This is a genomic window from Acinetobacter sp. KB005, assembly GCF_049949095.1.
In the GTDB taxonomy this organism is placed as follows: domain Bacteria; phylum Pseudomonadota; class Gammaproteobacteria; order Pseudomonadales; family Moraxellaceae; genus Acinetobacter; species Acinetobacter calcoaceticus.
In genome coordinates this window covers 949487-963003 of the sequence record NZ_CP188191.1, presented here as the reverse complement: position 1 = coordinate 963003, position 13517 = coordinate 949487, and the positions used below count along the sequence as shown (strand labels likewise).

At 39.6% G+C, this 13517-nt stretch carries 12 protein-coding genes and 3 pseudogenes; 3 read left to right on the top strand and 12 right to left on the bottom strand.

All coding sequences use genetic code 11. The features are described 5' to 3' along the window. Positions 1-420: 420 nt before the first annotated feature. Positions 421-696, top strand: a complete 276-nt coding sequence (locus tag ACPF64_RS04720; protein WP_426455701.1) for a hypothetical protein — start codon at positions 421-423, stop codon at positions 694-696. A gap of 221 nt (positions 697-917) precedes the next feature. Then, on the top strand, positions 918-1259 hold the full coding sequence (locus tag ACPF64_RS04715) for a hypothetical protein (protein ID WP_133975968.1): 342 nt from the start codon (positions 918-920) through the stop codon (positions 1257-1259). Between the two features lie 250 nt (positions 1260-1509). Here the strand turns inward: ACPF64_RS04715 and ACPF64_RS04710 are convergent. The 4 genes and pseudogenes from ACPF64_RS04710 to ACPF64_RS04695 all read right to left on the bottom strand — a co-directional run. Further along, positions 1510-2011: pseudogene (locus tag ACPF64_RS04710) on the bottom strand (NUDIX hydrolase). 268 nt (positions 2012-2279) lie between these two features. Beyond that, positions 2280-2789 (bottom strand): GNAT family N-acetyltransferase, encoded by a 510-nt coding sequence (locus ACPF64_RS04705; RefSeq protein ID WP_151743772.1) that lies wholly within the window; start codon positions 2787-2789, stop codon positions 2280-2282. 169 nt (positions 2790-2958) lie between these two features. Beyond that, positions 2959-3924 (bottom strand): carbon-nitrogen hydrolase family protein, encoded by a 966-nt coding sequence (locus tag ACPF64_RS04700; RefSeq protein ID WP_426455700.1) that lies wholly within the window; start codon positions 3922-3924, stop codon positions 2959-2961. 82 nt (positions 3925-4006) lie between these two features. Then, a pseudogene (locus ACPF64_RS04695) lies at positions 4007-4120 on the bottom strand (AraC family transcriptional regulator); the annotation flags it as partial. Between the two features lie 4 nt (positions 4121-4124). Here ACPF64_RS04695 and ACPF64_RS04690 point away from each other — a divergent pair. Next, positions 4125-4229 (top strand): annotated as a pseudogene (locus ACPF64_RS04690) (Mpo1-like protein); the annotation flags it as partial. Between the two features lie 65 nt (positions 4230-4294). Here ACPF64_RS04690 and ACPF64_RS04685 read toward each other — a convergent pair. The 8 genes from ACPF64_RS04685 to ACPF64_RS04650 all read right to left on the bottom strand — a co-directional run bounded on the left by ACPF64_RS04685 (position 4295) and on the right by ACPF64_RS04650 (position 13412). Further along, positions 4295-4873, bottom strand: coding sequence for a DUF4126 domain-containing protein (locus tag ACPF64_RS04685; RefSeq protein ID WP_426455699.1), 579 nt, complete (start codon positions 4871-4873; stop codon positions 4295-4297). Between the two features lie 122 nt (positions 4874-4995). Next, on the bottom strand, positions 4996-5130 hold the full coding sequence (locus tag ACPF64_RS04680) for a zinc ribbon-containing protein (protein ID WP_004640417.1): 135 nt from the start codon (positions 5128-5130) through the stop codon (positions 4996-4998). 408 nt (positions 5131-5538) lie between these two features. Further along, entirely contained in the window at positions 5539-6756 is a 1218-nt protein-coding gene (locus ACPF64_RS04675; RefSeq protein ID WP_426455698.1) for a hypothetical protein, read from the bottom strand. Between the two features lie 329 nt (positions 6757-7085). Next, the gene (locus ACPF64_RS04670; protein WP_426455697.1) at positions 7086-7601 is read right to left on the bottom strand and encodes a hypothetical protein; all 516 of its coding nucleotides are present in this window, start codon (positions 7599-7601) and stop codon (positions 7086-7088) included. 218 nt (positions 7602-7819) lie between these two features. Continuing rightward, positions 7820-10426 (bottom strand): Fe/S-dependent 2-methylisocitrate dehydratase AcnD, encoded by a 2607-nt coding sequence (acnD, locus tag ACPF64_RS04665; RefSeq protein ID WP_426455696.1) that lies wholly within the window; start codon positions 10424-10426, stop codon positions 7820-7822. Next, positions 10426-11583: a bifunctional 2-methylcitrate synthase/citrate synthase gene (prpC, locus tag ACPF64_RS04660; RefSeq protein ID WP_426455695.1), complete on the bottom strand. Its 1158-nt coding sequence runs from the start codon at positions 11581-11583 to the stop codon at positions 10426-10428. The genes acnD and prpC overlap by 1 nt, the downstream gene beginning before the upstream one ends. Positions 11584-11824: 241 nt before the next feature. Next, positions 11825-12709, bottom strand: a complete 885-nt coding sequence (gene prpB / locus ACPF64_RS04655; protein WP_003655707.1) for a methylisocitrate lyase — start codon at positions 12707-12709, stop codon at positions 11825-11827. Further along, positions 12702-13412, bottom strand: coding sequence for a GntR family transcriptional regulator (locus tag ACPF64_RS04650; RefSeq protein WP_003655709.1), 711 nt, complete (start codon positions 13410-13412; stop codon positions 12702-12704). Before ACPF64_RS04650 ends, prpB begins: the two co-directional genes overlap by 8 nt. Positions 13413-13517: the final 105 nt, after the last annotated feature.

Genomic DNA, 13517 nt, shown 5'->3' with positions numbered 1-13517 from the left:
TGTGCAAAATTCTTATTTTGTGTGTCGGGAACTCGTTCGCCCCCTTTTTCTCTATGGTAGGGCGGAAGGGGGACACCTTTGTGTGTGCTGGTTCCTTTGTTTCCAGTCTGTCAACCCTCTTTCGTTCTACCACCATAATCAATTGACGGTGATCTGGTGGTAGGACTCCATTTTTTAAGGAGTTGACCATGACACTTTTCAAACTTATTTCCTCTCTAATTTAACTATTTTATTTATTTAAAATTTGGGTTTTCTATTGCCTATTTTTTTAAATTTATAAAGTATTTTTTATTTTAAAACTTAAATTATTTTATTTTCCTGTGTTTATTAGAGGATTAATTATTACCTAAAAATTATTTTAACCCCTAAACCAATTATATTCTTATTCTACTCATAGATATAAATCATTATGAGAATAATATGACAATTTATAAATCTATTTTGGCTTTAAGTTTCATTCTAGGTATTTCGGGTTGCAACCGACACACTCAGCAGGAGTTTGAAAAAATTTGCCTGTCGGGTGGGCACACCCAAGCCAGTTGCGACTGTATTTACCAACGGCTTGAACAAGCTTACTCCCCTAAGCTGATGCAGCGCCTAGAACATGTCAGTTTGCAAAGTCCTGTTCTCCCACAGGACTTTGCCCCTACTTTTTTCAGCGTCATGCAGCGGTGTGACAAAAGTAGTATGGGCTAAGCATTTGGCTTAGCTCCTTTATCTCTGTGTTGCAATGGTTTCTTACTTTAAATCAGCGCAAAAGATTAAAGCCTGTTGTGGCACGGGGGCCTAAAGAAGAATATTTTTAAGAAATTTGAACTCTTATAGTTTAGATATTTCTATACTCAGCTCGTTTTTAACGATAAAGTCATGTTTAATAAGTAGTATTTTTTATCATTAATATCATAGAGCTAATAAAAATGAGTTTTTATACAGAACTACAAGTCCGTTATACAGATTTTGACACGATTGATTTATCTACTGAAAAGCAAAAAATTCTAGAAATATTAACGGAGGATTCAATCCACGAAGATGTTTATGGTGATTTAGTAGAAGCCTTTACTAATGGTCATGCAGGTCTTCGTATTGATTCCGTTTATTGCCTAGAACTCATAGAAAAAATTACCGCCCTATTTCCAAATGCAAATTTTGAATGTCGAGGGTTAGGAGAAGAGTACTTCTATACGTGGATCCTCTGTGTTGAAAATGGCCAGATCATTTTTAGCAGCAAGCCTTGGGAAAGTGAAAATCCTTTTATATAAGAATAATCATACGTTCATATTGTTTTGTACGTTTTAACCTACAAACTTTTAGGGATTTTGCGGATTGGCTGCACCCCGCTTTTTTCCTATGATGAGTTCATACAGGAACAGGATGTTCCAGAACATAAAACTACAATAATAGGTTCATGCACTAGGAGCGTGAGATACGACAGGAGTCATATCTAGCAACCAAATACGAAAAAGCTCGACAGGATGTCGGGCTTTTTTTATATCTGCATATTAAGAGATTTTAGGGTTTGAAAATCTCAGGTAGGCTATCAATAAGAATATTAGGAATGTTATTTGGATAAACAATCTCATTTGTTTGGCTCAGTTCATCAAACGTCCACCAACGACTTTTACTAATCACAAGCTTTTCATGTTCTGACCAGTTGGCTGTATTCACTTCTTCATTTTTAATAAAAACAATAAAGAGTCTTTCATTAGAAATCACAACTTCTGCACTCGGTAGCATCATTTCAAAATTTCGTGTTGCGACATGAGTGCCCACTTCGCTTCTTACTACACCTAACTCTTCATAAAGCTCTCGGCAAGCTGCTTGCTCGAAGGTTTCCCCTTCTTCAAGCCCTCCACCGACAGTTGCCCAATATGATTGTCCAGCTAAGGCATCATTTATATGAGTAAATTGAAATAATAAAATTTGATGATTTTCATTAATCACTAATAGTCTTGAAGATTTTCTAATACGCATTTGATTTTTTTCTTGAAGTAACAAGGTGGCTATTATTCATATTCGCTTTGAAAAGTTAAATTATTTCTCAATGTACGTTTTATCCTACAAACTTTTAAGGATTTTGCGGATTGGCGACTCCCTACTTTTTTCCTATGATGGGTTCATACAGGAACAGGATGTTCCAGAACATAAAACTACAATAATAGGTTCATGCACTAGGAGCGTGAGATACGACAGGAGTCATATCTAGCAACCAAATACGAAAAAGCCCAACAGGATGTCGGGCTTTTTTTATTGCTGTTTAAAAATAATCTGAAAGAAAATTCTTATAGTGTTTTATTCACAACATACCTTTGAACTACTTGATCTTGAGTAATTTCAGAATGAAGACGGCCATTGTTTGCTTGAATTACTTTTGCGGACGCTAAATTAGATTTATAACAATGTATATGTAATTCCGTTAGGCCTAACTTCCATGCCTCCTGAATCGTAAGCTCTAATAATTTTGAACCAAAATCATTTCTACGTTTAGAAGGGCGAATACCTAGGCCAATATGCCCGCCACAATATTGAATCTGTTCATTAAGCTTAGGTCGTAAGTTAGATACACCAATAATTTCACTGCCTTCTACTAACCAATATGTAATATTGGCAACATGTCCTTCCTGTAAAGATTCCCCATTTTCATACTCTCTTAGTTTATTCAAAAACGAATCAAAATTTGTATGATCAAAATCCATTGTCAAAGGGTAACGTTCTTCATTAGCTAATTCATTAATATAGTTGTTATAGCTCTCTTTAAACCTCAAATGAGGTTTTACCAACATAACGGTCATTTCTTACTCCCGATAAAATTGTTCTTTTTACAACCAAACTTAAACATAACATATTGTTATCAATAGCAACTCTTATTCTTCTCATCACCCTAAAGCGTACTATTAAATCAATACCACGTGAGCATCTTCACGACCTGTTAATCGCTATTTGTTTAATTGGAATCTATTTTTACTTCAACTCATTTTGCCAAGGAAACTTTTTCAGTCGATGTCTCACGCGATACATCAATCCGCCATGCAGGTTGCCGACATGCCATGCTAATTTTGAAGTCAGGGTCATATCAGGAATCCAATAACGTGATTGTAAGGGTAAGACAGGTTTAGGTTCAGCCAATTCAATCTCTGCGGCGATATAGCCTTCACCATCCGCTAAACTCATACGTGCCAACACATTTCCAGTAGCATCACAGATTTGTGTTTCACCCACCATTTCCGTTAACCATTTGACGTAAGGTAACATCGGCATATCACTCAGGATTTCTCCGACATGAGCAGCATGTACCACTGGAATACCTGTTAAACGTGCCATTTGTGCAGGCAGTGCTTCACTTTGATGTTTATATATTTCATGTTCACGACGCATCCATGTACCCAAAAACCCATACCAATTGATCGGCATGGAGTACCAACACATTCCGCCTAAAATCAACTGTGCTTGCTGTTCTCGCACACGTTTGGCTGTGCGAAATCTTGCCCACTCCCAGCCCGACAGCAAAGCAACTTTACAGTTTAAGCTTGTCGAATCCACCTGCCCATCGTCCGAACCACCACGATAAAAGTTTTGCTCCCATGCAGTTGGAATATCTTTGTCATGCAGATGATAATCACCATTACGCTCCACCATGACATAACTGCCATAAGTATGCCCATCACGTATCGCTACAAATCCACCTGTGATCACCACATTTAATTGCTTAGCTAAGCGGATTAAAAGCTGTAAGGGCCTGCCCTCCAAAGGTTGTGGTGTAAGCAACGCCTGTGGTGAATAGACGTTTGGAGAAGTCATCGACTCAGGAAGTACGATCACATCAGGCGTATGCTCTTGATGTGCAGCTAAAATCAATTGTTCAAGTTTTTTTAAATTTGCTTCAACCTTTCCTAACTGTAATGCAGGCTGAATGGCAACGATTTTCATATATGTAATTCTTTTGAGTACTCATAAAAAGCTTAGCATCGAATCTTAGAAATACTTTGACCCTACTGCCTCAATGCTTGGTTTATTTTTCTGTAGAGCGACCGCTGATAAAACTAGTATTAGCTCTAAACATCGACGGCGCAAAATCCACCATACCGCGTAAAGTTCGGGTGAAATGGACTTGAACTGAAAAGCCGATCTTTTATAAGCATAATAAACCTGCGACCTTTAAACAGCTGTTCTTTGGCCTCGCCTGCGATTTTACTATGTATAAAGATATTTTATTAAAACGTGTGAAGTGGTGATATACATGGAAAACTTAGATTATAAAATTACGTCTAAGTTTTCTTATTCAACTAAATTTAAAAACTCACGATGTTGAATGAGTGATATTTTCTTGCTTTTTATGGCGTATCCAACGTATTGCCAAAATAACAGCAATAACCACCACAATCGCAACAAGCCCGGGAACTAGCAAAGCTGAAACCGAAAGTAAGATGGCTCCAATCCACTCACCTGTCGCAACTACAAAATTCCCTAAGCCACCCGTAGTTGCAGTTGAAACACCGCGTGCAGCGACTGTACTCATTTGCACCACACCAGCCGTGCCACCGCCCACAATAATGGCTGCCGCCCAACCTGCGAATTGTGACATTTCACCACTACTCACAGCCATCGTCGCTAACGTACCGGCAATCATAGCCGCAGGGGTTGCGACCGTGTCTAAGGCATTATCGACCCATGGAATATAATAGGCCGCAACTTCGCACATCGTTGCCACACCTAAAGCCAAGCAAACCGACGGCATAGCCAACCACTCAAAACCTTTTGATGGCTCAAACCATCCCATCATGGTTGCAATGCTCATGACCAATAGCGGCACAAACACGCGAAAACCGCAGGCAGCGCTCAAACCTACGCCAATACATAAACCCAATATTGTTTCCATAAAGGTTTCCTTTTTCATGCCCATCGCGGGTCTTGTTATGTAAGTCTTATTTTAAACTAACAAAAAGCCCCATCGGGTGACAGGGCTTTTTGTTAAATGCGAACGCAAATATTATTTTATTTTTAACGTTTAAACTCAGTGCAATAGCATTTAGTGCACGGCGGCAAACGATCTGTATTAATTTCTAAAAACACTCTCTGGCCACATTGAGCGCAGAAATAGAAGCCTGTTCCGGGTTTTTCGCCAGCTGTTACCATGATTGCGTTCCTATAATCGTATAGATATTAAACAGGAATATAACCCAGTTAGAGTGATTGTCAATTGTCCATTTCGCCCGATGATGATGGCATAAATGCAAAAAATGTTATTTGTACGATTTATCTTACAAGCTTTTAGGGATTTTGCGGATTGGCGACTTCCTGCTTTTTTCCTATGATGAGTTCATACAGGAACAGGATGTTCCGGAACACAAAACAACAATAATAGGTTCATGCACTAGGAGCGTGAGATACGACAGGAGTCATATCTAGCAACCAAATACGAAAAAGCCCGACAGGATGTCGGGCTTTTTTTATGTGCTTATATTCAGTACTACCAAAATCAAATAGCTTAAAAAATTTAAGCAATCTCGCACCCACTCCATTTTTCATCAAAATTTAAAATCATTAAGTGATATCTTCAAAATACTCTTTTAATAAATCCTTATTTTCGAAAAAACTATTGAGCACAATAAATAAAAAGTACTCATTTTTGTATTTACTAAAAAAAGGTATACGAGAATCATCTATTTTAAATGTTTTGACCTTTTTATGGCCTTTAATTTCAGGATTTGTTAAACGTTCACAATACTCATCTAAAGAGTAAACAATATGCTCATGATCAAGATGCACAATAAAATATTCTTCATTTTCAATTGAATATTCTAAGTGCACCAATTGTGTTACTATATTATCACCAAATAATTCAAAATCATCACACGTTTCTTCAAATGTTAAATGCTTTTTAATCCTATTATGCTTTATCAATAAAGCATTTTGATAATTATCCAAATCAAATAACTTAGATAAATCTGGAAGACTTGAAATATTATTTCTTAATTTAGCACCATGATCGAATGAGTCAAAAACGTAAAATTTATCTGTCATTCTATCTACTCTAAAAGCTAATTTTTTGATTAGCCCAGAATCATAATAATTTGATAATGCCTCCAATAAAAACCTAGGAATAGGCAAACAAAAATATATACCCAACCTTTTATCTACTAAATATCTATTAGCCTGATTACATATAATATTAGTATGCTCATTAACAGAATTTAATTTATTTTTATGAAATTCATGATCTTCTGCCAAGATATCAACTTCGACCTCCTTATATTTTAAAATTATCTCATCATATAAATGGTTTTTTATAATATTTTCTCTATTAATTTTTCCCACATAATCCTCAAAGTCACTTTCCATTAAGCACAGGTATATAAGATTAGATAAAATTTTCTCCTCCAACTCAGCATTTTCAGTTAGAAAAATATCTAAAAAACAACTTAATTCTTTTTTATAATATTCAAAAACTTCTTCTTCACTTTCATATTCTAATAAGGTCATATTTGACTTTATTTTTGATTGAATAAAAAAGACCTTACTATCTTCTAAATCACTACTATTCAACTCTTTATTAAAAGATGAAACAACTTTTTTTATATTATTCTTAAATAATTCTATAATATTTATTTTTTCAACTTCTAATAAATAATTTTTATATTGAGGAATTGCTATATCATAAAAATACTCAAAATCAGATATTACTATTTGTTGAAATTTACCAAAAAACTGATATTTATTTGAAGTCTCTTTTTTCATTATAAATTCAAAAATTTCCTGCATTACTTTCCCAATTAACAAAGGCGCACATAAATGTAGGGCTATTTTGAATAAATTTCAATCAGTTATAGACTAAATATCAAGCCATTTGGACTTCTAAAAAGTCTTGCGCAATTTCATTTTGTACGCTTTAACCTACAAACTTTTAGGGATTTTGCGGATTGGCGAATTACCACTTTTTTCCTATGATGAGTTCATACAGGAACAGGATGTTCCGGAACACAAAACTACAATAATAGGTTCATGCACTAGGAGCGTGAGATACGACAGGAGTCATATCTAGCAACCAAATACGAAAAAGCCCGACAGGATGTCGGGCTTTTTTTATATTCTTATTTTTCTGCTAAATAGCTTCTTACACGTGCATCATTGAGTAAAGTCATTACCCCTTCTGCAATACATCCATTTAAATCTTGTACTAACACACCACTCGTATGAGGAACGGTAAATGGAATAGTTTGCCCATTTCCTAAAGTCACTTCGAATTTAATTTTACTGCGCCAGAAAAGCAGATTGGTGTAGGTACTACGTAATGAATTTACTTTAATCGCCATCGATTTCGAGCCATTACCATCAATAGCTTGACCATTTTTCAATAGTTCCTTTTGAGTCTGTTGTACCATCGTTTCTGTAATAGACTTAATGCTAGAGTCCAGTTTTGTGCCCATATAAGAATATACAATCACTCGGTCATCTGAAGTTTGAGCATTGGTCACATCTGCCTTGCCAACCACTTTCACAGGTTGAATTAAACCTGCACGCAGAGGGTACTCTGTACTTACATAAGGCATCGTCCCACAAGCAGTTAATATAAGAGAGCAAATTGAAATAATGAATAAGTTACGCATTGATATTTTCCAAGAAATCTATTGTGATTTATATTTAAGTGTAAGCGCCGCGTATCTTAATGTAAGTTAAAGAGAATTTGATGACAAAAATAAAATAATTTTAAAAAATATAATATATGCAGTCATTTTTTATAATTAATGAGCTACGTGTAAATAAATAAAAACCCCACTCAAAAGTGGGGCTTTTAAAACTATATCAATTATTTTTAACTAAAGTATCAAGCCACTTGGCCTTCTAAAAAGTCTTGTGCAAAACGTTGTAATACACCACCCGCTTCATATACAGAAACTTCTTCTTCTGTATCTAAACGGCAAGTCACAGGCACTTCCACAATTTCATTTTTACCATCGGCAGTTGAGCGCTCAATCACCAACGTTAAATCAGAACGTGGCGCGATATTACCAATTACGCTATAAAGCTCAGTACCATCTAGTTTTAAAGTCTTGCGGTTTACACCTGCTTTAAACTCAAGCGGTAACACGCCCATACCCACCAAGTTCGTACGGTGAATACGCTCAAAACCTTCTGCCACAATCGCTTCAACACCCGCAAGGCGCACACCTTTCGCAGCCCAGTCACGGCTTGAACCCTGACCGTAGTCAGCACCCGCAACAATAATTAATGGCTGTTTACGGTTCATGTAGGTTTCAATTGCTTCCCACATACGCATTACTTCGCCTTCTGGCTCTACACGCGCTTTTGAACCTTGCTTAATGGTACCGTCTGAACGAACCACCATTTCGTTATAGAGTTTCGGGTTAGCAAATGTTGCACGTTGTGCAGTCAAATGGTCACCACGGTGCGTTGCATATGAGTTGAAGTCTTCTTCTGGTAGACCCATTTTGTGAAGATATTCACCCGCAGCCGAATCCATCAAAATCGCGTTTGAAGGCGACAAGTGGTCAGTGGTGATGTTGTCACCCAAAATGGCAAGCGGACGCATGTTCGCTAAAGTACGTGGTGCAGCCAACGCCCCTTCCCAATATGGTGGACGGCGGATGTAAGTACTTTGTGGACGCCAGTCATAAAGCGGACTTTCGGCCTCTACGGTTACGCCTAAATCAAACATTGGAATGTAGACTTTACGGAACTGTTCAGGCTTCACAGCTTCTTTAACTAACGCATCAATTTCAGCGTCAGATGGCCAGATATCTTTCAGGTAAATCGGGTTACCGTCTTTATCGTGACCCAAAGCATCTTTTTCGATGTCAAAACGAATCGTACCTGCAATTGCATAAGCCACAACTAGCGGTGGAGATGCCAAGAACGCCTGTTTTGCATATGGATGGATACGACCATCGAAGTTACGGTTACCAGACAGTACTGCTGTTGCGTACAAGTCGCGGTCAATAATTTCTTGCTGAATGACTGGATCTAACGCACCAGACATACCATTACAAGTCGTACAAGCGTAAGCCACAATACCAAAACCAAGTTGCTCTAAGTCTTTTAAAACACCCGCTTCTTCAAGGTAAAGTGCAGCCGCTTTTGAACCCGGTGCAAATGATGATTTCACCCAAGGTTTACGAACTAAACCTAGCTCATTTGCCTTACGTGCCAACAAACCTGCTGCCACGGTATTACGTGGGTTAGAAGTGTTGGTACATGAAGTAATTGCGGCAATAATGATTGCACCATCTGGCATTAAGCCGTCAGAACGGTTTTCAACAACACCTGCAATGCCTTTTTCTTTTAGGTCGGCAGTTGAAACACGTGCATGTGGGTTTGATGGCCCAGCAATGTTACGTGTTACTTTTGATAGGTCAAAACGAAGTACACGTGGGTACTCTGCTTTGGTCATATCAGATGCCCAAAGGCCGATTTCTTTTGCGTACTGCTCAACCAATGCCACTTGTGCATCTTCACGGCCTGTTAAGCGTAAGTAGTCGATTGTGTTTTGGTCGATGTAGAACATTGCAGCCGTAGCGCCATATTCTGGTGTCATGTTCGAAATGGTTGCACGGTCACCCACAGACATGCTGTCAGCGCCTTCACCAAAGAACTCAAGGTATGCACCAACCACACGTTCTTTACGCAAGAATTCAGTTAAAGCAAGTACGATATCTGTTGCAGTAATGCCTGCCTGACGCTGACCTACAAACTCAACACCAATAATGTCTGGCAGACGCATCCAAGATGCACGGCCCAACATCACGTTTTCAGCTTCTAAACCACCAACGCCTACAGAAATTACGCCCAAAGCGTCGGTATGTGGAGTGTGTGAATCTGTACCTACGCAAGTGTCTGGATATGCCACGCCATCACGCGCCTGAATCACCGGAGACATTTTCTCTAGGTTAATCTGGTGCATGATGCCGTTCCCCGCAGGGATCACATCGACATTTTTAAATGCTGTTTTAGTCCACTCAATAAAGTGGAAACGATCTTCGTTACGACGGTCTTCAACAGCACGGTTTTTTTCAAAAGCGTCTGGGTCTGCACCACCGAATTCCACTGCTAAAGAGTGGTCGACAATGAGCTGTGTTGGTACAACTGGATTGACTTTAGATGGGTCGCCGCCTTTGTCGGCAATTGCATCACGCAAGCCTGCAAGGTCAACCAAAGCAGTTTGACCCAAGATGTCGTGACACACCACGCGCGCTGGGTACCAAGGAAAGTCCAAATCCTGACGGCGTTCAATTAACTGCGTTAAATAAGCAGTTAAATTCTCGGCATCGGCACGGCGTACCAATTGCTCTGCAAGTACTTTAGACGTGTAAGGCAGTTTTTCGTATGCGCCTGGCTGAATATCTTCAACGGCTTGACGCACGTCGTAATATTCAAGCTGGGTTCCTGCCAGCGGTTTACGGTATTTTGTGTTCATTAACCACGCTCCGCCAATGGTTTAAATTTGAGGTTTTCAGGACCTGTGTAGTTCGCGCTTGGACGAATGATCTTGCCGTCTTGGCGTTGTTCAATCACGTGCGCTGACCAACCTGCTGTACGTGCAATCACGAATAATGGCGTGAACATTGCAGTTGGAACGCCCATTAAGTGATAGCTCACAGCACTGAACCAGTCGAGGTTCGGGAACATGTTTTTCGCATCTTTCATCACTGCTTCTAAGCGTTCAGCGATGAGGTACATTTTTGTGTTCTCTTGTGCTTGTGCCAAGTCATGTGCCACTTTTTTGATGACTTCGTTACGTGGATCAGAAATTGTATAGACTGGGTGACCAAAACCGATCACAACTTCTTTCTTCTCAACACGGCTACGGATGTCTGCTTCTGCTTCGTCTGCGTTGTCGTAACGTTGTTGAATGACAAATGCAACTTCGTTTGCACCACCATGTTTAGGTCCGCGAAGCGCACCAATACCGCCTGTAATTGCCGAGTACATGTCAGAACCTGTACCTGCAACCACACGTGATGTAAATGTAGATGCGTTGAATTCGTGCTCAGCATACAAAATGAGTGATGTATGCATTGCTTCAATCCACTCTTCAGATGGTTTTTCACCATGAAGTAAATGCAAGAAATGCGCTGCAATTGAGTCGTCATCAGTTTCAACTTCAATGCGACGACCATTGTTGCTAAAGTGATACCAATACAACAACATTGAACCTAGGCTTGCCATTAATTTATCAGCAATGTCTTTTGCGCCCGCTTCGTTGTGGTCTTCGTGTTCTGGTGTTAAACAACCTAAAACTGAAACACCAGTACGCATTACATCCATTGGGTGTGCAGACGGTGGTAATTGCTCAAGTGCAGTTTTAAGTGCTGCTGGTAAGCCACGAAGTGCTTTTAATTTTGCTTTATACGCTTTGAGTTCAGCTTTGTTTGGTAATTTGCCATGTACGAGCAAGTGAGCAACTTCTTCAAACTGGCTACCTGCTGCAAGGTCAAGAATGTCATAGCCACGATAGTGTAAGTCGTTACCGCTACGTCCTACGGTACAAAGTGCTGTGTTGCCTGCAACTTGTCCGCTAAGTGCAACTGATTTTTTTGGTTTGAAGCCTGTTGTTGTTTCATTTGAGCTCATAAGATTGTCCTTTCCTATCTATCTGAATTTATTTATTAAGCACGACGGAGTCGTACCATTTTCACTTCTTATATCGGGATTAACCTGCCGTTCGCCTTACTTTTCACGGATGAAAAGTAAGCAAAAATCCTTGTTGGCCTGACGATATATCCCTATATCGCAGTCCAACGTAGCGGCATCCATGCCGCCCTCACGATAGCCAAGACCATCGCTTCCCCCTTCTTTTAAAAAGAAGGTTGGTTTATTTCTTTTTAGCAAATGCGTTGTCTAAGTAGTCTTCAAACGCATAGTAATTAATGCGTTCATATAACTCTTTACGCGTTTGCATAATATCAACCACGTTCTTTTGAGTACCTTCTTTACGCAAGGTTTCATATACAGTTTCGGCTGCCTTGTTCATGGCACGGAAAGCAGAAAGTGGATAAAGCGCAAGGCTTACATCGGCAGATGCTAACTCTTCAGTAGTAAACAGTGGTGTAGAACCAAACTCGGTAATGTTTGCCAAAATTGGTGCGCCAGTTGTCTGAGCAAATTGCTTGTACATATCAAGCTCAGTAATTGCTTCAGGGAACAACATGTCTGCGCCTGCCTCAATATAGGCACCTGCACGGTCAATTGCAGCTTGCAAACCGTCTACAGCCAAGGCATCAGTACGCGCCATAATTACGAAGCTATCATCACCACGTGCATCAACCGCAGCCTTAATACGGTCAACCATTTCTTCTTGAGTCACAATGGCTTTGTTCGGACGGTGACCACAACGTTTTGCGCCCACTTGGTCTTCAATGTGCATTGCCGCAGCACCGAACTTGATGAGTGCTTTTGTGGTACGCGCAATGTTAAATGCAGAAGCACCAAAACCTGTGTCAGCATCGACCAATAATGGAAGATCACATACATCGGTAATACGGCGTACATCGGTTAACACATCATCAAGGTTACTGATTCCCAAATCAGGTAAGCCTAAAGAACCAGCGGCTACACCACCACCTGATAAGTAAATCGCTTTATAACCTGCACGTTTTGCCAAAAGTGCATGATTGGCGTTGATGGTTCCAACCACTTGTAATGGCTTTTCTTGGGCTACGGCATCGCGAAATAGCTGACCTGCGGATTGTTTAGCCATTGTTATGTTCTCCTTGTGCTTGTAGCAGTGTTTGCTCAATAATTTTGTAAGAGGCATTGATATGTCGATGCATGAGCAGCTCGGCAAGTTCACCATCGCCTTCTGCAATTGCATCTAAAATACGGATATGTTCGTCCCAAGCTTTGCTCGGTCGATCAGGTGTGTTTGAAAACTGAATTCGGTACATGCGGATGAGATGATAAAGCTCATCACACAGCATTTTTTCTAGGGTTTTATTGCCACTACTTTTAATAATGCAGTAGTGAAAATCGTCCTGCCCTTCTTGCAAGTAATATCCTTTACCTGCTTTAAAATTTTCATCTTCAGCATGCATACGCAATACATCACGCAATGCCAAGATTTGCTTTTTATCAATATGCTGTGCAGCAAGTTTGCAAGCCAAACCTTCTAAAGACGCACGAATCTGGTAAAGCTCTTTAAATTGTTGCAGCGAGAGCGAAACCACACGCGCGCCCACATGTGCAGTGCGCTCAACTAATTTTTGACCTTCAAGACGATGAATCGCTTCACGCAAAGGTCCACGGCTAATGCCATAAGTCCGTGCCAGTTCAGGTTCAGATATTTTGCTACCTGCCGGAATTTGACCCAAAACAATAGCCGTCTGTATTTGTTTAAATACATTCTCGGTCAGTGTTCTACCCTGACTTTGTAGAGGCTCTGGTGCGAAGGTCAAATCTTGCATATTGTCGACAATTTTTAATCAATTATGGCTTTTATAGCGGTATGAATGAAAAAAATCAAGGTGATTGTTGACACTTCGGAGAACGCATCAGGTCAATTTTTATAG

Bases quoted from the DNA above. Each gene is read 5' to 3' on its own strand.
- ACPF64_RS04715 (WP_133975968.1), top strand. From the start codon at position 918: ATGAGTTTTTATACAGAACTACAAGTCCGTTATACAGATTTTGACACG.
- ACPF64_RS04685 (WP_426455699.1), bottom strand. From the start codon at position 4,873: ATGGAAACAATATTGGGTTTATGTATTGGCGTAGGTTTGAGCGCTGCC.
- ACPF64_RS04700 (WP_426455700.1), bottom strand. From the start codon at position 3,924: ATGAAAATCGTTGCCATTCAGCCTGCATTACAGTTAGGAAAGGTTGAA.
- ACPF64_RS04680 (WP_004640417.1), bottom strand. From the start codon at position 5,130: ATGGTAACAGCTGGCGAAAAACCCGGAACAGGCTTCTATTTCTGCGCT.
- ACPF64_RS04675 (WP_426455698.1), bottom strand. From the start codon at position 6,756: ATGCAGGAAATTTTTGAATTTATAATGAAAAAAGAGACTTCAAATAAA.
- prpB (WP_003655707.1), bottom strand. From the start codon at position 12,709: ATGGCTAAACAATCCGCAGGTCAGCTATTTCGCGATGCCGTAGCCCAA.
- ACPF64_RS04650 (WP_003655709.1), bottom strand. From the start codon at position 13,412: ATGCAAGATTTGACCTTCGCACCAGAGCCTCTACAAAGTCAGGGTAGA.
- prpC (WP_426455695.1), bottom strand. From the start codon at position 11,583: ATGAGCTCAAATGAAACAACAACAGGCTTCAAACCAAAAAAATCAGTT.
- ACPF64_RS04705 (WP_151743772.1), bottom strand. From the start codon at position 2,789: ATGACCGTTATGTTGGTAAAACCTCATTTGAGGTTTAAAGAGAGCTAT.
- ACPF64_RS04670 (WP_426455697.1), bottom strand. From the start codon at position 7,601: ATGCGTAACTTATTCATTATTTCAATTTGCTCTCTTATATTAACTGCT.
- acnD (WP_426455696.1), bottom strand. From the start codon at position 10,426: ATGAACACAAAATACCGTAAACCGCTGGCAGGAACCCAGCTTGAATAT.
- ACPF64_RS04720 (WP_426455701.1), top strand. From the start codon at position 421: ATGACAATTTATAAATCTATTTTGGCTTTAAGTTTCATTCTAGGTATT.